Origin of the sequence: Microtetraspora niveoalba (genome assembly GCF_001570405.1) — a bacterium.
Classification (GTDB): domain Bacteria; phylum Actinomycetota; class Actinomycetes; order Streptosporangiales; family Streptosporangiaceae; genus Microtetraspora; species Microtetraspora niveoalba.
Genome location: NZ_BBYM01000032.1, coordinates 76,337 through 94,955, shown reverse-complemented (window position 1 = coordinate 94,955; position 18,619 = coordinate 76,337). Strand labels below are relative to the sequence as shown.

General features: G+C 68.5%; 19 protein-coding genes. 14 read left to right on the top strand and 5 right to left on the bottom strand.

Going from position 1 to position 18,619, the window contains the following annotated elements; all coding sequences use genetic code 11:
- The first annotated feature begins 27 nt into the window (after positions 1-27).
- The 10 genes from AWQ70_RS28510 to AWQ70_RS28465 all read left to right on the top strand — a co-directional run bounded on the left by AWQ70_RS28510 (position 28) and on the right by AWQ70_RS28465 (position 11,131).
- Complete coding sequence (locus tag AWQ70_RS28510; protein ID WP_067182537.1) at positions 28-1,788, top strand: 2-isopropylmalate synthase; 1,761 nt, start codon at positions 28-30, stop codon at positions 1,786-1,788.
- A 139-nt stretch (positions 1,789-1,927) separates the two neighbouring features.
- Positions 1,928-2,701 carry a thioesterase II family protein gene (locus AWQ70_RS28505; protein ID WP_067182534.1) on the top strand — a complete coding sequence of 258 codons (774 nt, stop codon included), beginning with the start codon at positions 1,928-1,930 and terminating at the stop codon, positions 2,699-2,701.
- 87 nt (positions 2,702-2,788) lie between these two features.
- A complete protein-coding gene (locus tag AWQ70_RS28500; protein WP_174552430.1) occupies positions 2,789-3,763 on the top strand; it encodes an ATP-binding cassette domain-containing protein in 975 nt (324 codons plus the stop codon).
- Between the two features lie 12 nt (positions 3,764-3,775).
- On the top strand, positions 3,776-4,525 hold the full coding sequence (locus AWQ70_RS28495) for an ABC transporter permease (RefSeq protein ID WP_067182531.1): 750 nt from the start codon (positions 3,776-3,778) through the stop codon (positions 4,523-4,525).
- Between the two features lie 428 nt (positions 4,526-4,953).
- Positions 4,954-6,405, top strand: coding sequence for an NDP-hexose 2,3-dehydratase family protein (locus AWQ70_RS28490; RefSeq protein ID WP_084517908.1), 1,452 nt, complete (start codon positions 4,954-4,956; stop codon positions 6,403-6,405).
- A complete protein-coding gene (locus tag AWQ70_RS28485) occupies positions 6,402-7,385 on the top strand; it encodes a Gfo/Idh/MocA family protein (protein WP_218004692.1) in 984 nt (327 codons plus the stop codon). Before AWQ70_RS28490 ends, AWQ70_RS28485 begins: the two co-directional genes overlap by 4 nt.
- A 61-nt stretch (positions 7,386-7,446) precedes the next feature.
- On the top strand, positions 7,447-8,316 hold the full coding sequence (gene rfbA / locus AWQ70_RS28480; RefSeq protein ID WP_067182522.1) for a glucose-1-phosphate thymidylyltransferase RfbA: 870 nt from the start codon (positions 7,447-7,449) through the stop codon (positions 8,314-8,316).
- 174 nt (positions 8,317-8,490) lie between these two features.
- The gene (rfbB, locus tag AWQ70_RS28475; RefSeq protein ID WP_067182520.1) at positions 8,491-9,483 is read left to right on the top strand and encodes a dTDP-glucose 4,6-dehydratase; all 993 of its coding nucleotides are present in this window, start codon (positions 8,491-8,493) and stop codon (positions 9,481-9,483) included.
- Positions 9,484-9,533: 50 nt separating this feature from the next.
- Positions 9,534-10,136 carry a dTDP-4-dehydrorhamnose 3,5-epimerase family protein gene (locus tag AWQ70_RS28470; protein ID WP_067182518.1) on the top strand — a complete coding sequence of 201 codons (603 nt, stop codon included), beginning with the start codon at positions 9,534-9,536 and terminating at the stop codon, positions 10,134-10,136.
- Positions 10,133-11,131, top strand: a complete 999-nt coding sequence (locus AWQ70_RS28465; protein ID WP_218004691.1) for an NAD-dependent epimerase/dehydratase family protein — start codon at positions 10,133-10,135, stop codon at positions 11,129-11,131. The genes AWQ70_RS28470 and AWQ70_RS28465 overlap by 4 nt, the downstream gene beginning before the upstream one ends.
- Before the next feature lie 108 nt (positions 11,132-11,239).
- Here AWQ70_RS28465 and AWQ70_RS28460 read toward each other — a convergent pair whose 3' ends face one another.
- Positions 11,240-12,502, bottom strand: coding sequence for an activator-dependent family glycosyltransferase (locus AWQ70_RS28460; RefSeq protein ID WP_067182513.1), 1,263 nt, complete (start codon positions 12,500-12,502; stop codon positions 11,240-11,242).
- Positions 12,503-12,524: 22 nt separating this feature from the next.
- Positions 12,525-13,772, bottom strand: coding sequence for a cytochrome P450 (locus AWQ70_RS28455; protein WP_067182511.1), 1,248 nt, complete (start codon positions 13,770-13,772; stop codon positions 12,525-12,527).
- Positions 13,773-14,106: 334 nt separating this feature from the next.
- Here AWQ70_RS28455 and AWQ70_RS28450 point away from each other — a divergent pair, with 334 nt between their 5' ends.
- Entirely contained in the window at positions 14,107-14,955 is an 849-nt protein-coding gene (locus tag AWQ70_RS28450) for a hypothetical protein (protein WP_157530524.1), read from the top strand.
- 160 nt (positions 14,956-15,115) lie between these two features.
- Here AWQ70_RS28450 and AWQ70_RS40015 read toward each other — a convergent pair whose 3' ends face one another.
- Positions 15,116-15,403 carry a DUF6351 family protein gene (locus AWQ70_RS40015; RefSeq protein ID WP_169808760.1) on the bottom strand — a complete coding sequence of 96 codons (288 nt, stop codon included), beginning with the start codon at positions 15,401-15,403 and terminating at the stop codon, positions 15,116-15,118.
- Between AWQ70_RS40015 and AWQ70_RS42485 the strand changes: the two genes are divergently transcribed.
- The 3 genes from AWQ70_RS42485 to AWQ70_RS28435 are packed head-to-tail and all read left to right on the top strand — an operon-like array spanning position 15,288 to position 16,463.
- Positions 15,288-15,641 (top strand): Tn3 family transposase, encoded by a 354-nt coding sequence (locus tag AWQ70_RS42485; RefSeq protein WP_373282391.1) that lies wholly within the window; start codon positions 15,288-15,290, stop codon positions 15,639-15,641. The genes AWQ70_RS40015 and AWQ70_RS42485 overlap by 116 nt on opposite strands.
- Positions 15,548-16,144, top strand: a complete 597-nt coding sequence (locus AWQ70_RS28440; protein WP_067182500.1) for a hypothetical protein — start codon at positions 15,548-15,550, stop codon at positions 16,142-16,144. The genes AWQ70_RS42485 and AWQ70_RS28440 overlap by 94 nt, the downstream gene beginning before the upstream one ends.
- On the top strand, positions 16,137-16,463 hold the full coding sequence (locus AWQ70_RS28435) for a transcriptional regulator (RefSeq protein WP_067182495.1): 327 nt from the start codon (positions 16,137-16,139) through the stop codon (positions 16,461-16,463). The genes AWQ70_RS28440 and AWQ70_RS28435 overlap by 8 nt, the downstream gene beginning before the upstream one ends.
- Positions 16,464-16,740: 277 nt before the next feature.
- Here the strand turns inward: AWQ70_RS28435 and AWQ70_RS28430 are convergent, their stop codons facing one another.
- Positions 16,741-16,998, bottom strand: a complete 258-nt coding sequence (locus AWQ70_RS28430; protein WP_067182493.1) for a hypothetical protein — start codon at positions 16,996-16,998, stop codon at positions 16,741-16,743.
- Between the two features lie 522 nt (positions 16,999-17,520).
- Positions 17,521-18,411, bottom strand: coding sequence for a LysR family transcriptional regulator (locus AWQ70_RS28425; RefSeq protein WP_067182490.1), 891 nt, complete (start codon positions 18,409-18,411; stop codon positions 17,521-17,523).
- Positions 18,412-18,619: the final 208 nt, after the last annotated feature.

Sequence of the window (18,619 nt, the reverse complement as noted above, 5' to 3'; positions counted from 1 at the left end):
CGGTGAAATGGAAGGGGAAGAATCGTGATGGAGAAGACGAACGCGCTGGGTCGCTATCGCGCGCCCGCACCCGTGCCGCTGCCCGGCCGCCGCTGGCCCGACAACGCCGTCACCCACGCGCCGCGCTGGTTGTCCACCGACCTGCGTGACGGCAACCAGTCGCTCGCCAGCCCGATGTCCCCCGCCCGCAAGGCCGCGATGTTCGACCTGCTCGTCCGCATGGGCTACAAGGAGATCGAGGTCGGCTTCCCCGCGGCGAGCCAGGACGACCACGACTTCGTGCGCCGGCTCATCGAAGGGGACCGGATCCCCGACGACGTGCGGATCTCCGTGCTCACCCAGGCCCGCGCGGACCTGATCACCGCTACCGTGAAGAGCCTGGCCGGGGCGGCGCGCGCCAACGTGCACATCTACAACGCCACCTCGCCGCTGTTCCGCCGGCTGGTGTTCAGGATGGGCAGGGACGAGTGCAGGGACCTCGCGGTCCAGGCCACCCGCCTCCTGCTGGGCCACGCCGAGGGCGCCCTGGCCGATTGCGACCTGGGCCTGCAGTACTCCCCGGAGATGTTCAACGACACCGAGCTGGACTTCTCCCTGGAGGTCTGCGAGGCCGTCATGGACGTCTGGCAGCCGGGGCCCGGCCGCGAGGTCATCCTGAACTTCCCGACGACCGTCGAGCGGACCACCCCCAATGTCTTCGCCGACCAGATCGAATGGCTCGACCGAAACCTGTCGCGCCGCGAGCACGTCTGCCTGTCGGTGCACCCGCACAACGATCGGGGCACCGGCGTCGCCTCGGCCGAGCTGGCGCTGATGGCGGGCGCGCAGCGCATCGAGGGCTGCCTGCTCGGCAACGGCGAGAGGGCCGGCAACGTGGACCTGGTGACGCTGGGCATGAACCTGTTCAGCCACGGTGTCGACCCCGGCATCGACTTCTCCGACCTCAACACGGTCCGGCGCACCGTAGAGCTGTGCACCGGGCTGCCCGTCCATCCCCGTCACCCCTACGCCGGCGACCTCGTCTACACCGCCTTCTCCGGCTCCCACCAGGACGCCATCAAGAAGGGGTTCGACGCGCTGGAACTGGCGGCCGCGCAGGCCGGGGCCGATCTGTCCGAGCTGCCGTGGGAGGTCCCGTACCTGCCCGTCGACCCCGCCGACGTCGGGCGGACGTACGAGGCGCTCGTGCGCGTCAACAGCCAGTCGGGCAAGGGGGGCGTGGCCTACGTGCTGAGCGCGAAGCACGGCCTGCACCTGCCTCGGGACCTGCAGATCGACTTCGCCCGGGTGGTGCAGCGGCACTCCGACGCCACGGGCACCGAGATCCCCGCCGAGCGGATCGCCGAGCTGTTCGAGCAGTCCTACGTCGGGGCGAGCGGGCTTCCCGTGCCGCTCTCCTTCGGCGGGCGGGTGATCGCCCACCTGCACGTCGACGGCCAGGGCTTCGACACCGGCGGCGACCGCGTCGACGTCGTCGAGGCGCTGCGGGCCACTCTCGCGGCCCGCGGCGTGGACGTGCGCACCGTCAACCGCACCGGGGTGGGGGCACGCGGCGGCGATCGCGTGGCCGTGTACGCCGAGTGCCATGTCGGTTCCGTCCCCTCGGGAGCGCCGGTCTGGGGCGTGGGGTTCGCCGACGACGTCGAGATCGCCGCACTCCGCGCGGTCAGCGCGGCCGCCGACCGGGCCGCCGCCGGAAGCATCACCCTCGACCCCGCCGCGGATGCGCAGTGCGAGGCTCCGCTCAGGTCGCCGAAGGGCCGACGCCGGCTGGCCGTGATCCGCTGACGCTTCACCAGGCGCAACGCGCCGCACCGCAGGCCGGGCCGCCCGGGCCGTCCGGCACGACCGTCCTTCCGGCCGCGCCCCGGGGAACTGCCCTCGTGATCACGCAGGCCGGACCCGTGACTCTCGAAGGAAGACGACCATGACGTTCTCTGGAAACTCAGCCGACGACCTGTGGGTCCGGCGCCTCATCCCCGCGCCGGACGCCGCGGCCCGCCTCGTCTGCCTCCCGCACGCGGGCGGCTCCGCGAGCTACTACCACCCCGTCTCGCGGGCGCTGTCGCCCGCCGTGGAGGTGCTGGCGGTGCAGTATCCCGGCCGCCAGGACCGCAGGGGCGAGCCGTTCGTGGAGGACATCGCGACCCTCGCCGACCGGGTCCACGAGGCCCTGCGGCCCTGGACCGACCGGCCGCTGGCGCTGTTCGGGCACAGCATGGGCGCCGTGCTCGCCTTCGAGGTGACCCTGCGCATGGAGCGCGAGGGCGTGCGGCCCCTGGCTCTGTACGCCTCCGGCCGCCGGGCCCCCTCGACCCATCGGGCGGAAGACGTGCACCTGCGCAACGACGCGGGGATCATCTCCGAGCTGAAGAAGCTGAACGGCACGGCCGACAGCCTCCTGGACGACGACGAGCTGCTGCACATGGTGCTTCCGGCGACCCGTGCCGACTACCGCGCCATCGAGACCTACCGGTGCGAGCCGGGTGCCGTCGTCCGTACCCCGATCATCGCGCTGACCGGCGACGACGACCCCAAGACCACGCTGGAGGAGGCCCGGGCGTGGTCCGCCCACACCACGGGCGGCTTCGATCTGCGTGTCTTCCCCGGCGGCCACTTCTTCCTCAACGACCACGCCCACAAGATCAACATGGACATCCGGTCCCACCTCGCCTCGACAGCCGCTGCCGGCCGTGTCTGAGCAGCGGCCCACGCGCCTCCCAACGGCCGTCTCGCGGGGGCGGAGGACCCGCGTCCTCGCCCGACGTGGCGTACCAAGGAGAGACAAATGATCATTGAAGCGCACGAGCTGCGCAAGACGTTCGTCGTCGGACGCGGCAGAGGCAAAGCCCGGGAGATCGAGGCCGTTCGCGGCATCGACATGGAGGTCGAACGCGGCGAGGTCTTCGCCGTGCTCGGCCCGAACGGCGCGGGCAAGACCACCACGGTCCGGATGCTCGCCACCTTCACCCAGCCCACCGCGGGGCAGGCCCGCGTCAACGGCTACGACGTCGTGAAGGAAGCCGGCAAGGTCAGGGCCAGCATCGGCTACGTCGGCCAGCTGGGCGGCGTCGACGAGATGACGCCCGCGATCGAGAACCTGATGCTCGCCGGACGCCTCGCCGGAATGTCGAAGAAGCAGGCCAAGGCGCGCGCCGAGGAGCTGATGGCCGCCTTCGCGCTCACCGAGATCGGCAACCGCCCGGCCAGGACCCTGTCCGGAGGGCAGAAGCGCCGCTTCGCCATCGCGGTCGGGCTGGTCACCGCCCCTCCGCTGATCTTCCTGGACGAGCCCACCACGGGCCTGGACCCGCAAAACCGCGCGAACCTCTGGGAGGAGGTGCGCAAGCTGCGCGACCAGGGCACCAGCGTCCTGCTGACCACGCACTACCTGGACGAGGCCGACGCCCTGTGCGACCGGCTCGTCATCGTGGACCACGGAAAGGTCGTCGTCGAGGGCACTCCGGAGGCGCTCAAGAAGGAGGTCGCGGGCGACATCGTCACCGTGCGGCTGGCGGACGGGCCGGCCGAGGGGCTGGAACAGGCCCGTCTCCTGCTGACGGCTGAGCCGTACGTCAGGGAGGTCGTCCAGGAGGACGAACTGCTGCGCGCCTATCTGGACGACGGAGAGCGCGGTCTGCCGTCCGTGCTCCGCGCCCTGGACCGCGACGGCCTGGCGATCCAGTCGATCACGCTTGAGCGGGCCACCCTGGACGACGTCTTCCTCAAGCACACCGGCCGCTCGCTGCGCGACGCCGCCTGATCGGAGCCCGACATGTTCAAGCACGCCACGCTCATCCTCGGATACGAGGTACGCGGACTGCTGCGCAACCCCATCTGGCCGCTTTTCGGCATCGTGCAGCCGGTCCTCTATCTGGTCTTCTTCGCCCCCCTGCTGGGGAGCACCGTGCCGGGCGGCAGTGATTCGGCGGTCCTGGCCATGTTGACGCCGGGCATGATGCTGATGATCGCCCTGTTCGGCTCGATGTTCGCCGGATTCAGCATCATGAACGACACCCGCAACGGCGTGCTGGAGCGACTCATCGTCAGCCAGATCTGGCGGCCGGCCATCGTTCTCGGCCGGGTGCTGAAGGACGCCCTCGCCCTCGTGATCCAGGCCGCTCTCATCATCGCCATATCGATGGCGATGGGACTGCGGGTGGGAGCGCTTCAGGCGCTGCTCATGCTGGCGCTGATGGCGATGACCGGCCTGCTGGCAGGCAGCCTTTCCTACGGCCTGGCCATCAACATCCGCGACGAGAACGCCATGTCGCAGATCGTGCAGTTCATGGCCATGCCGCTGACTCTGATCGCCGGCCTCTTCCTGCCTGTCTCGCTGGGCCCCGAATGGCTGCAGAGCGTCGCGAAGTTCAACCCGCTGTACTACGCGGTGGAGGCTGGACGGTCCCTGTTCCGGGGCGACCTGGGGGCGAGCACGATCCCCATGGCCTTCGCCCTCTTCACGGCGCTGTGCGTGCTCACGGTGACCTGGTCGGTTCGCTCGCTGCGCAAGCTGGCGGGCTGAGCAGCCGCCTGAAAATCCTGATCCACAGGTGTCGGCTATCGCTCTATTACGGAACGTCCGGGGTTCGCGGTAAGTGCGTCTGGGGTTTGCGGTAAGCACCTCTGGGGTTGTTGGGGATAGTGGAGGAACATAGCCTGGGCGATGCAACGCCATTGAAAGACTTCTGTTGGGAAATCCATGAAGTCTGACGGTTCTTTCGCATAAAGCGATATCGCCTGATCCCGATAGGTGAAGCGCGCGGTATCGGGACGGTGGGGCGGCCTGGTCGGGGACGCGGGGGAGTCCTTCGACGTGAATCGGTCACATGTGGACATTCGGATTGAGATCCGTTCCAGGGCGCCGTCGAGTCGCCATCCGTCGGCCGGCACCGGCTGGTGGAGGTCCGCAACCTCCTGATTTACTCGCGCTGCTGTGAGGAGAAGACTCTCATGAAGGCTCTCGTCCTGCCTGGGGAGGCCGAGCCGGCCGGAAGGGCCCGCCGCGACGCGCGCGGCGGCACGGCCATCGCGCTGCTGAGCCGCGAGAACCGCTCCGTCGCCGAAGGGCTCGCCCGATCCGCGTCCATCACGTTCGCGGACGCGGGGAAGACGACTGCCGGTTTCGCCGACTGGCTCGCATGCCGCGGCCGAGCGCACCGCTTCCGGGTGGACCGCATTCCGTTGGCCGACCTGGACGGCTGGGAGTTCGCGCCGGACACGGGGAATCTGGTGCATCGCAGCGGACGGTTCTTCACCGTCGAGGGCCTCCACGTCACCCGGGACGAGTGGCCGTTCCAGGAGTGGCAGCAGCCGATCATCAAGCAGCCCGAAATCGGGATCCTCGGCCTGCTGACGAAGGAGTTCGACGGGGTCCTGCATTTCCTGATGCAAGCCAAGATGGAGCCGGGAAACACCAACCTGCTTCAACTGTCACCGACGGTTCAGGCGACCCGTAGCAACTACACCAGGGCCCACAAGGGTGCGGACGTGAAGTACATCGACTACTTCATCCGCCCCTCCGCGCGGCGCCAGACGCTCGCGGACTCGCTGCAGTCCGAACACGGTTCGTGGTTCTTCCGCAAGTCCAACAGAAACATGATCATCAAGACGGACGAGGACGTGCCGCATGATGACGACTTCTGCTGGCTCACCCTCGGCCAGATCGGCGAACTACTCCATGCCGACAATGTCGTGAACATGGACGCCCGTACGGTGCTGGCCTGTGCGCCGGTCCGATACGACGAGCCCGGTGCGCTGTGGTCCGACACCCAGCTGCTGTCCCGGTTCACCGGAGAACGCGCCCGCCACGAAGTCCGCGCCGAGCGCATCCCGCTGAAAGACGTGGCTGGATGGAAGAGAAGCGATACATCCATAGACCACGACAGCGGCGGCTACTTCAGCGTCGTCGCGCTCTCGGTGGCCGCGGGAAACCGGGAGGTCACCGGCTGGAGCCAGCCGCTGTTCGAGATCCACGGCCTTGGGGTGACGGCGTTCGTGACCCGCTCCTTCGGAGGTGTGCCGCACCTGCTGGCACATGCCCGAGTGGAGGGCGGCTTCCTCGACACCGTCGAACTCGGGCCCACCGTCCAGTGCACACCGGACAATTACCGGAACCTGCCCAGCCACGACCTGCCCCCGTTCCTCGACCTGGTGCTCAACGCCGATCCGTCGCGCATCCGGTACCAGGCGGTGCATTCGGAGGAAGGCGGCCGATTCCTCAACGCCCAGAGCCGCTATCTGTTCGTCGAGGCGGACGAGACCCAGGCGCCCACCGAGCCGCCACCCGGCTATCTGTGGGCCACCCCGGGTCAGCTGACGTCACTGACCCGGCACGGCCACTACGTCAATGTGCAGGCGCGGACCCTGCTGGCCGTCCTCAATTCGGGATGTGTCCGGCTGTGACGGTGACCGGACACCAGCCAGTACGCATCGCTGTCCTGGGTTGCGCCTCCATCGCACGCCGCCGCATGCTGCCCGCGTTCGATGCCTCGCGGCACACCCGGGTGACCTGCGTGGCGGCCCGGGACGGCCGGCGAGCCGAGGAGTGCGCCGCGCAGTACGGCTGCAGAGCGGCGGACGACTACGCGAAGCCCCTGGCCGACACCGATGTCGACGCGGTCTACATACCGCTGCCCGCCGCGCTGCACGCCACCTGGGTGGAGAAGGCCCTGCTCGCGGGCAAGCACGTACTCGCTGAGAAGCCGTTGACGCTCGACCGCCGGCGGACGGCGGAGCTCGCGGCACTGGCGCGCGATCGGAGACTGGCCCTGATGGAGAACATCATGTTCGTCCATCACCCCCAGCACGAACGCGTGAAGCGGCTGCTCGCCGAGGGCGTCATCGGCGAATTGCGCACCTTCCATGCCTCGTTCACGGTGCCCCGGATGGCCGATGGGGACATCCGCTTCGATCCGGCACTGGGTGGCGGTGCTCTGACGGACACCGGCGTATACCCGGTGCGGGCCGCCCTGCATTTCCTCGGCAACGGTCTCGAAGTGATCGGTTCGTCCCTCACCAGGGGGGCCGGCTTCGACGTGGACACCGGCGGCGCGGCGCTGCTCCGCTCACCCGGAGGGGGCACCGCCCAGCTGACCTTCGGTCTCGATCACGGTTACCGGAGCGGCTACGAACTGGGAGGCTCCGAAGGGAGGGTCGTGCTCGATCACGCCTTCACCCCGCCGGCCGGTCACCGGCCGGTCATCCGGGTCGAGAACCGTGATGGAGCCACCGAAGTGGTGTCGGCCCCTGCCGACCAGGTGGCGAGAACCGTGGCCGCCTTCGCGGCGGCGGTGCGTGCCGCCGCGCCCCTGGGTGAGGCATCACTGGAACAGGCGCGGCTCCTCGATGAGATACGCCGCAAGGCAGGCGGAAACGCGCCCTGAGGCGCATGCCCTGAAAACGCATTGTCTGCTCAAGGACGTCGAGATTTCGGGAGATGTTGGCGTGAAAGGAATAATCCTGGCCGGAGGTCGCGGAACGCGCCTGTATCCGAGCACTCTTGGGGTCTCCAAGCAGATGTTGCCCGTTTACGACAAGCCGATGATCTACTACCCGCTCTCGGTGCTCATGCTCGCCGGCATAAGGGAGATCCAGATCATTTCCTCGCCGACGGACCTGGAGAATTTCCGCAGGTTGTTGGGGGACGGCGGAGAGCTGGGCCTGACGCTGACCTACGCGGAACAGGCCGAACCGCGCGGTCTCGCCGAGGCGTTCCTCATCTCGGCGGACCATATCGGGGATGACCGGGTCGCCCTGATCCTCGGCGACAACATCTTCCACGGCTCCGGATTCGCCCCGCTGCTCCAGCGTCACGCGCAGTCCGTGGATGGCTGCGTCCTGTTCGGCTACCCGGTTCCGGACCCGGAGCGCTACGGGGTCGGGGAGGTGGACGAGCACGGCAACCTGGTCTCTCTGGAGGAGAAGCCCGAGCGGCCGCGCTCCAATCTGGCGATCACCGGACTCTACTTCTACGAAAACGATGTCATCGATATCGCGAAGAATCTGCGGCCATCGCGACGCGGTGAGCTGGAGATAACCGATGTCAATCGAATCTATCTGAATCGAGGAAAAGCCCGGCTCGTCTCGCTGGGGCGCGGCTTCGTATGGCTCGACGCCGGCACGCACGACGCGCTCAACGAGGCGAGTCAGTACGTCCAGATCCTCGAGCACCGTCAGGGGGTCCGTATCGCCTGCATCGAGGAGATCGCCTTGCGTATGGGATTCATCGACCGGGACGCGTGCCGCAGGCTTGGCGGCAGAATGGCGAAATCCCCGTACGGGCAGTATGTGCTGGAAGTAGCCGCGAGTGGCTGACCGCAGAGAGAAGGCGACGCGATATCCGTTCACCGCTGCTCCCGGAACTTCGCGCATGTTTTCGCCGGCGCACGTTACCCCCGGCGGCCGGCCACGAGGTGGCCGAGGAGATGCGCGGCGTGTCCGCACCGAGCACGGTGATCGGCCGACTCGCCACACGCTTGGAGGAAATCCTTGAAGCTCCTGGTCACCGGCGGGGCCGGATTCATCGGCTCCCACTACGTACGCTCCCTGCTCAACGGCGAGTTGGAGGCGGGGGGAAACGTTGACGTAACCGTCGTCGACAAGCTGACATATGCCGGAAATTACGACAATCTGCCCATTGCGCACGACCGTCTCACGTTCGTCCGAGGGGACATCTGCGACCTTCCACTCCTGCTGGAAGTGCTGCCCGGCCACGACGCGATCGTGCACTTCGCCGCCGAATCGCATGTGGACCGATCCCTGGATGCCGCCGGGGACTTCATCCGGACCAACGTGCTGGGCACCCAGTGCCTGCTCGACGCCGCCGTGCGCACCGGTGTCGGACGCCTCGTGCACGTCTCCACCGACGAGGTCTACGGCACGATCGAGCGTGGCGCGTGGACCGAGGAGTGGCCGCTGCTGCCGAACTCTCCGTACGCCGCGTCCAAGGCGAGTTCGGACCTTGTCGCCCGATCGTACTGGCGCACCCACGGCCTCGACCTGTCCGTCACCCGTTGCTCCAACAACTACGGCCCCTACCAGCACCCCGAGAAGCTCATCCCGCGCTTCGTCACCAACCTGCTGGAAGGCGTCCACGTCCCGGTCTACGGAGACGGCCGCAACGTACGCGAATGGCTGCACGTCGACGACCACTGCCGGGCCATCCACCTGGTCCTGCGCAGGGGCCGCGCGGGCCGGACCTACAACATCGGCGGCGGCCGGGAGCTGACGAACCTCGAGTTGACGCAGCGCATCCTGGAGCTCACCGGCGCCGACAGTCGCATGATCGAGTACGTGCCCGACCGCAAGGGCCACGACCTGCGCTACGCCGTCGACAGCAGCAGGATCCGTGAGGAACTGGGTTATGAACCCCGCGTCGCGTTCGACGACGGCCTCGCCGCCACGGTCGCCTGGTATCGGGACCACGTCGAGTGGTGGAAGGCGGCCAAGTACGGACGCATGCCCCACCTCCAACCCGCGTGACCGGAAACGGGACCCGAAGCAGGCGAAGCGAAAGTGAGCGTGACACACCCATGCAGGTACGCCGGTTGGGCATCGAAGGTGCCTTCGAGTTCACGCCGACGGTGTTCAAGGACCGCCGGGGCCTGTTCGCCGCGCCCTTCCAGGGAGAGTTCTTCAGCGAACATCTGGGCAAACCCCTGTTCCAGGTCGAGCAGGTGAGCCACAACCTGTCCACGCGCGGAACGCTGCGCGGCATCCATTACACCGCGACCCCACCGGGAATGGCCAAGTATGTCTACTGCCCCTACGGGCAGGTGCAGGACTACCTGATCGATCTCCGGGTGGGCTCGCCCACGTTCGGCGAATGGGCCACCACCCGGCTCGACGCCGACGGCTGCCGCGCACTGTACATCCCGGTGGGTGTCGGCCACGCGTTCCTTTCCCTGGCCGACGATTCCATGGTCGTCTACCTGATGTCGCAGGGATACGTCGCTCACAACGAACTCGCGATCAATCCACTCGACCCCGAGATCGGTCTGCCGATCACCGACGGCATCGAAATCGTCCAGTCCGACCGGGACATGCTCGCGCCCACACTGGCCGAGGCGATGGACGCCGGACTGCTTCCGGAACTCAGGACCGCCGAAGAAGCGGAGGCAACGCTGTGGCGATGAAACGACCGCACGTCGTGGTGCTCGGCGCCGCGGGCTTCGTCGGATCCGCTGTGCTTCGGGAACTCGCGCACCATCGGCTCCGGGTGCGCGCCGTCTCCCGCAGGCGAACCCCGATCCCCGGAGGGGCGCGCGCCGAGATCGAGGTGTGCGCCGCGGATCTGACCGAGCCCGGCGCGATGGCCGCCGCCGTCGCGGACGCCGACGTGGTGATCCACTCGCTCGCGTACATCGCCGGATCCTCGACATGGCGGATAGCCGACGGTGACACGGCCGCAGAACGCGTCAACGTGGGCCTGATGCGCGATCTGCTGTCCGTACTGGGCGATCGCGAGGACGGCGGGGTCCGCCCGGCCGTACTGTTCGCCGGATCGGCGTCGGCGGCCGGACCCTCGGACAAGGAGGTCCTCGACGGCACCGAGCCCGACCGGCCGAAGGGCGAGTACGACCGCCAGAAGCTCGCCGCGGAACGACTGTTGCTGGCCGCCGACGCGGCCGGCGCCGTACGCGGAGCCGTCCTGCGGCTTCCCACGGTGTTCGGCTACAGCTCCGGCTCGAGTACCCGGGACAAGGGCATCGTCTCCATGATGGTGCGCCGCGCGGTGGCCGGTGAGCCCCTGACGATGTGGCATGACGGCACGGTCCGCCGGGACCTGCTCCACGTGGACGACGTCGCCCGTGCCTTCTCGACCGCGATCGACCATATAGACGAATTGGCGGGATCCCGCTGGCTGCTCGGTACCGGCCACGGCGCCCCGCTCGGCGCCGTGTTCGCCAGGATCTCCGAACTGGTCGCTGAACAGACCGGAAAGGCGGAGGTCCCGGTCGTCTCCGTGGACCCGCCTTCGAACGCGGAGGCCCGCGACTTCCGGAGTGTGACGATCGACTCCACGGCATTCCGCGATGCGACCGGCTGGCGACCCGAGGTGTCACTTGAGGAGGGCCTGCGCATGACGACCTCGTTCTGCACCGGCGGCCGGGAGGCGGAGCTCCATTGATTCCGTGACCCCGCGCACGACGCTCCGGTCGCCCGGACGCCGGGCAGGACGCTCGGATGTGTCGGCTCGGCGGCGTCGGACCTCGGGTCTCGCTCGTTTACGGCCGGCTCACCGGCGGTGCTCGGTGGCGAGTTTCTCCAGAAGAGGCACAACCTCGTTCGGGCTCGGCGTCGCGAGCGTCTGGTCCCGCAGCCGGGTCGCGGCCTCGGCGAACGACGGCTCCTTCAGCAGCCGTTCCAGGTCGGTACGCAGGCCCTCGGCGGTCAGTTCGTGACGTTCGACGGCAAGTCCGGCGCCCACCTCGCGCAACATGCGGGCCTTCAGCACCGAGTCGAACTGCCAGGGGAGCATCAGCTGTGGCACGCCGTTGAGCACCGCCGTCCACTGTGTGCCCGCTCCACCGTGATGGACGATCGCCGAGCACTGCTGCAGAAGGGGGTTCAGCGGCACGAACCCGCTCAGCCGGACGTTTCCCGGCACCGTGCGCAACTCCTCCTGAAGGCGCTCGGGCACGGTGGCCACCATCTCGACGTCGAGGTCCGCGGTCGCCTCCAGCACCTCGCCGAAGCTGACCGGGAACGCCCCCGTCTGGCTCGAGGTTATGCCCATCGACAGGCACACCCGGGTCTTCTCGGAAGGGGCGAGCAGCCAATCCGGCAGCAGGGCCGGCCCGTTGTACGGCACATAACGGGTGTTGACGACCGGACGCCGGTCGTACGCGGGAAGGCGGAACGCGGGTGGCACGATGTCGATGTCGAACGCGCCGGTGGTCAGTTCTTCGTCGAACTCGCCGCCGAACAGCTCCATCGCCCAGGTCAGCCACTCGGCGAGCGGATCGTCGCGCAGGTCGGGCTCCTGCCGCGCCAGCAGATCACGGAACCGGGCGCGTCTGACGCCGAGCACGTCCGGCATCCAGAGCAGCCGGGCGTGCGCCGCACCGGTCAGGCGGGCGGCGACCGCCCCGGAGAAGCTGAACGGCTCCCAGACGACCAGGTCGGGCCGCCAGTACCGGGCGTAGGCCACCAGATCGGTGAGCATGGACAGGGAGTTGGCGATGGCGAAGTACTGCGGCACCCGGACCGTGTACGAACCGAGCATGGACTCCCAGGTCAGCTTCTCCGGGTCGGTCTCGGCGAGGTCGGTCACCGGGTCGGTGAACTGGATTCCGCCTTCACCGGCCTGCTCGGCGATCCGGTGGAAGTCGGACGTGCCGACCGGGACCGCGGCGAGTCCGGACCCGGTGATGGTTTCGGCCAGCTCCACCTGGCTGGCCACCCGCACCTCGTGTCCGGCGGTCTGCATGGCCCATGCCAGCGGAACCATCATGTGGTAGTGGGTCTTCTCGGCGTAGGTCACGAAAAGCACACGCATGCGGGATGCCCTTTCGTACGTGTCAGGAGGGAACGGCTGCGAGGTCCGGCCGGCGCGCGGCGACCGGGAGACGCAGAACCGCGCGGACGTTCGCCTCCCACCGGCGCCGCTTCACCGGGCCCGCGCAGGCGATCGCGGGCATCCGGGCCGCCAGGGCGGTCAACGCGGCTCCGGCGAGCATGGCGCTCAGGTCCGCGCCGGGGATGTCGCCCGGCAGCGGGGCGGGCTCGCCGCGGCGGTCCGGATCGAAGGAGCCGGGGTCGGCGTAGACCTCGGGGTCGCGGTTGGTCGCTCCGGTCACCACCGCCACCTGTGTGCCGGCGGGCACCGGCTGTCCCGCGATCTCGGCGCCGGCCATGGCGACCCGGTACGCGAGCTGGACCGGCGGGTCGTAGCGCGACGTCTCGGCCACCACACGGGCGGCGAGATCGGGTTCGGCCGCCAGTCGTGCCCAGAGGTCGGGCCGATCGCACAGCGCCAGTACGGTGTTGGCGATCAGGGCGGTGGTGATCTCGGCGACGACAGCGGCGATCATGACAGAGGCGCCGACCGCCTCGTCGCGGTCGATGACGCCCGAGCGGTGCGCCGCGGCGAGGCGGCCGAGCAGGCCGGGTGCGGGTGCCTCCGGCCAGGCCTGGTCGAGCAGGGCGCGAAGCGCGGCGGTGTGCACGACCTGCGCGCGGGCGTCGGCCAGCAGCAAGGGGTCGCGTAGCGCACTGACATGCGGGCAGTGCTCGGCGAACGCGGGCCGGTGGGCGTCGGGCACCCCCAGGAACTCCGCCAACACGGCCGGTGCCAACCGGTCGGCGAACCCGCTCACCACGTCGAACCCGGCCGCGACGTCGACGTTGTCGAGCAGCCTGCCGCAGAGCTCCTCGGCCCGCGGCCGCATCGCGGCCACCCTGTCCGGGGCCAGCTCCGGCGTCACCACGGCTCGGACGCGCGTGTCGCCCGGCGACCGCAGCCCGAGGTAGGAGTTCTCCGGCGGGACCACCCGGCGCAGCATGTCCTCCGCGTTGACCCGTGGTCCGAAGGCCGGGTCTCCCAGCACCTGCGCGCCGATGGAGTGGTCGACCACGACCGCGAAGCCGAGGCCGCTGAACGACACGCCGCCCGCGGCCTCGCGGATCCGCTCGTAGAACGGGTAGAGCGGCTCGGCCGCGCCGCGCCGGAGCAACGCGAACGGGTCGCCCGTCCACCCGGCGCTCCAGACGAAGCCGCGGATGGCGAGCAGGTGTGGAACTATCTCCGCGTCCGGTGTGTCCGTCATTCCCAGCCCTCTCTGGCCCGAGCGGCGTGTGGCTCCTGTGCAACGATTCTCGGGACTTCGGGGTCTCTGTAGAACCCGGATCGCACCCTTAGGATCGCCCGATCCTCGGCTGGGGTCCCCCGCCCGGCCACTCCGGGCCGATCCGCCTCGCGGTGACGCGAGCCCCGCCGGGCTTCCGCTCCGAGGCCCGCCGGTTGCGCGGTGGCGGCGCTCCCGCTCACGGATCAGGCCGCCGTCAAGGCCGTGGCAACCGGTGTGAAAGTGATCGGCCGTACCCATGAGACCTCACACCGAACCGGGTCCGGTCCGGACACGACAATCATCAGGAGAAGCGATGCCCATTCGCCTGAGGACCATGGCGGCCGTCACGCTGGTCCTGGCCGCTGTCTCGGTGGCCGCCCCATCGGCGTCCGCGAGTGCTCGCGCCTCCGGCCCCTCCTATGAATACCGGGGCCACCACGGCCTGAATCGCTCGGACATGCGCATGTTCGTCTCACTCTGGAAGGCCAGAAGGATGGAACCGGTGAGCTTCTCGGTGGGGCTGCAGGGGGCGCAGGACAGGTACGCGATGTTCTGGGACAACAGGCGCGGCCCCCACCGGATACTGCGGACAACGCTGACCGCCGCTCGGTATCAGGAGCTTGTCGACGCCTCAAGCGTGGGGAGCTACCAGCCCGTCATGGTGAGCGCGACGGGCAGCGGGCAGGACACCACATTCAACGCGATCTTGGAGTACAAGGCGGGCAGGTTCTTGGCCCGCCACGGCATCACCATCCCCGAATTCCTCTCGGCCAACACCGACGCGAGCCGTAGCGGCTACATCCTCACCTCGGTCAACCTGTACGGCACGGCATCGGACCAGCGGGTGGCGGCGGTCTGGACCGCCAAGCCGTCGGGCGTCGACTGGCACTTCACGCTCTCCGACTCCGCGTCCGAGTACCAGCGCGTTTTCGACACCTATGTCAAGCGCGGATACCGGCCGTCCGCCATCGCGGTCACCCCGGACGGCAAGGGCTATCTCACCGTCTGGCGCAACGACCGGATCGGCACCTGGTACGCCTTCCACGGGATGAGCGCCGCCCAGTACCAGGCGCGGTACGACGAGATGACGGCCAAGGGCCTGTACCCGACCTGGATCGACATGGAGAACGGCGTCTACGCCGCCATCTTCACCGCCAGGTGAGCGAGCTTCCGGTGGCGCCGCGAGCGGGGCGTCGCCTCCCGCGCCGCCGGGCGCGTGCCGGAGTTCGTCGCCGACCGGCCGGCGAGCCGGGCCCGGGGGCCGAGCATGCCGACATGCTCCGCCCCCGGCCCCGATCGGGTCGAACCTGGGGAGTCCGCCGTCAGAAGCGGAGCCAGGTGGCTCCCGTCCTCTGCTGGGACACCCCCGGCCTGGAATAGTCGCACACCCCGTCAGGGAAGATCGTCCGCAACCGGTTCCATTGCTCGTCGGTCCACGTCACCGCGTAGCCGTCGCGCTTCGGCGGTGTCAGGCGGCAGGGGATGACGTCGGCGGTGACGTCCTCTCCCGCCACCTCCCTGGGGAAGGACGCGGTCGGATACACGCGCTGGACGCAGGAGTGGTATGTGCGGGAGGAGACGCTGCGCGAGGCCAACACCTGCCTGGTCAACCACCGTCACGCCCTAGGCCTGTCCAAGATCTTCGGCGGGGCACCATGTCGAGCTCGGGTCATACCTGCTAACGCAGAGCGCTTTGCGCCGCAAAGCGCTCTGCGTTACCGTGGAGGTCGATGTCGTCGAGAACGGAGGCACGCGTGCAAAGCCACTCCATGCCCGATCTGGAACGAGTCCGCTTCGTCACTGCGCATTACGAGATGCTCCAAGGACTCGTCGTCCTGCCCTTGCTGACGGTCCTCGGCGTTCTGTTCGTAGTGGACCCCCGCTCCGGCAGCCAAGGCGATGCGGTGATCTGGTGGGGCATGGCCACGGCGGGGCTGATGGCGGCACTCGCCGCCATACCTGTGCTGAGCGGTTATTACCGGCGCAGGTACGGTGCGGTCCGGGCTCAACGGGAGCAGGGGCGCTCGGCCTTGGTGACCACGGGCGTGGTGTTTGCCGCGGTCGCCGTCCTGCACAAGTTCACGCCCGCCTTGCCGTTCAGCCCGGAGGCGGTAGCCGTGGGGGCGGGAGTACTGATGGCGGGCCGGCGGCTGCGTCCGCTCGCACCTCCGTTCCTCCTGACGGGCGTCGCCCTCATCGTGGGTGGGTTGCTCCCTTTCCAGGGTGTCGGCCATCCCCTGTCCGATTTGTCGATCTTGCTGGGAGTGTGCTGTGGCGCTGCCGTTCTGCTGGGGGTGTGGAGCCACCTGCTGCTCAGGCGAGTGCTAGGCGGGAACGAGTCCGGTGAGTGAGCCCTTTCAGGAGTTGGCCAACCTGGACAAGCTCGTCCATGAACCTGCCAGGCTGGCCATCACCGCCGCCCTGGAATCCTGCGGGGAGGCCGATTTCCTCTACCTGCAGCGTGTCACGGGCCTGTCGCCGGGCAATCTCTCCTCCCATCTGACCAAGCTCGAGAACGGCGGGATCGTCCAGGTGCGCAAGGAACTTGCCGGCAAGCGGACTGAGACCTGGATCCAGCTGACCGCCAAGGGAAGAGAAGCGGTGATGGAGCACTGGCGCCTCCTGGAACGGTTGCGCCCCAGAGGCGGCCCGGGCCGGCCTTCCAGGTAATCCGTCGACTGAACGTCTCTTCGGCGGACACCGCACGCTGGGTGGTCCGATCGGTGCCGGTGAACACGAACACGACCAGGCGCCTGTGTACCTGGTCGGCGCCGATCTTCCCGTGCGCCGGGCGAAGCCGACGTAGCGGGGCACGGTATGCTGATCGCAGCCGGCCAGGGCCGCGGCTCTGCGGTAACTGCCGGTCAGATCGAAGGCGGTCAGAATCTTCATTTCCTCTCCGTCTTCACTACGAGTCGCCGACCGGCCTGACCACCTCCGCAGGGCGTTACTTCTCCAGTTGCGCTTGGAAGATCGCTCGGTTGAAGTAGGCCCCGGCCTCGCGGATGGGCCCATCTTGGTCCAGGTCGTCGATGTTGATATCGGACCAATTGACCGGAGTGCCGTCGGCGGCGATGGCGGCGCCGCTCCAGGCAACGGCAACCGACTCGCCGACGGTGTGCGCCTCGCGCGGGGTCATTCCGAGGAACATCACCGACCACCATGTCGAGATCGGCACCCAGCCGGCGATGACCCTCAGGCCCATCCGCCGCCCTCCGCGATGGTGCCTTGGGCTACGGCCTCCAGTTCGGGCCCGACTCCGGAACGCCGGCGTTCTTGGCCGACCTCGTACAGCTGATCGGCCGCCATTACGGCGACGGGGAGTCTGGCCCGACGCCCTGACACATGGCGATGTTCGCAACATGCTCACCGACAAGGACATGACGGCCGGTGCCGTATGTCCTGCTACCGTGCGCTGACCCTGTGAGACAAAGACCAACCTATCGCCCCTGCCTCACCTGGTCAGCGCGTCATCGCCGCATCTGCGGAATGTCAGTTCACTCCGAAGGATGCACCCATGAACGATGCCTCTGCCCTGACCGCGCTGACCGACGAAGCGCGGTCGGTGCTGCCACGGGAGGACCCGCGACCAGGACCTCATCCAGCGCGACGTTGGTTCGCGGCTCGCCATCGAAGGCCGGCAGCCACCCCCTGCAGGGACCCAGCCCTCAGCGCTGATAGAGGGCTGACCAGGGTGTCTCGGCGAACTCGCGGTTGCGGGCGTGGCTCATCCGGTGGTGGCGCCCAGGTCGTGGACGGTCTGGGCGAGGGCGCGGACAAGGTCGTTCTCGGTGTCGGTCCGCCACACCGGGGCGTACGTCAGGGGCGGCATGTCGGGGATGGGCAGCCAGCGGAGGTGGGGCATCGACCAATACCGGGTGACGTGGGCGGGAAAGGTGTGGACGATCTCGCCGGTGCCGACGAGATCGATCAGTTCGTCGGTGCTGGTGATGGGGGCGACGCGTTCGATCGTCTGCCCGCGCGGGGTGTGGAAGGGCAGGTAGCTGTCCTGCCAGTAGTCCGGCATGTCGGTTGCGGTGGCGTGCCGGAAGTCACCGAGCGCCTCCAGCGGAATCGAGGACCATCCGGCCGGTCCGTGGGTGGCGGAGACGGCGAGCACCCGGCGGTCGGTGAGCAGCGACGGGCCTACGGTCAGGTCGGGTTCCTCCACGGGCAGCCAGGCGATCAGGACGTCCGTCTCACCGTCGCGGAGGGCGGCGAACGGGTCGATGAAGGGGGCGCGGCGCAGCTGAAGTTCCCATTGCGGGTGCCGCGCGCGGAATGCCTGCCAGTACGGGTGGAAGTCGTGCACGTTGAAGGGCAGCATGCCCACGCGCAGGCGCGCTGTGATGCCTCGGGAGGCCATCCGGGCGCGTTCGAGGCTTTCCTGCAGCCCTGAGTAGACCGTTCGCAGGTCGTCGCGCAACTGCCGTCCGACCGGGGTCAGGCGGACCTGGCGGCGGTTGGAGCGGTCGAACAAGGGGCTGCCGATGCGGCGTTCCTGCTGGCTGATGGCCTGGCTGACCCGGGCCTGGGACACGTGGAGCCGGGTGGCGGTACGGCCGAAGTGCAACTCCTCGGCCAGAGTCAGGAAGATCTCGATATCCCGGATCTCCACTTAAGTCCTCATTTGCCTCATAAGTTCCACGTTATCGAATCATACGGAATCTCGCGTTGATGCAGACGTGCGACCGCTCCAAGGTAGGAGACGTCCACAACCACGCGCGAGGGCGGCGCCGCAGCTGACCGCTCGAAGGAGAAGGCCGTGAGCACGACGCTCGACCCGACGACGATGTATGCGATGCATGACGCGCTGCGTCGCGAGG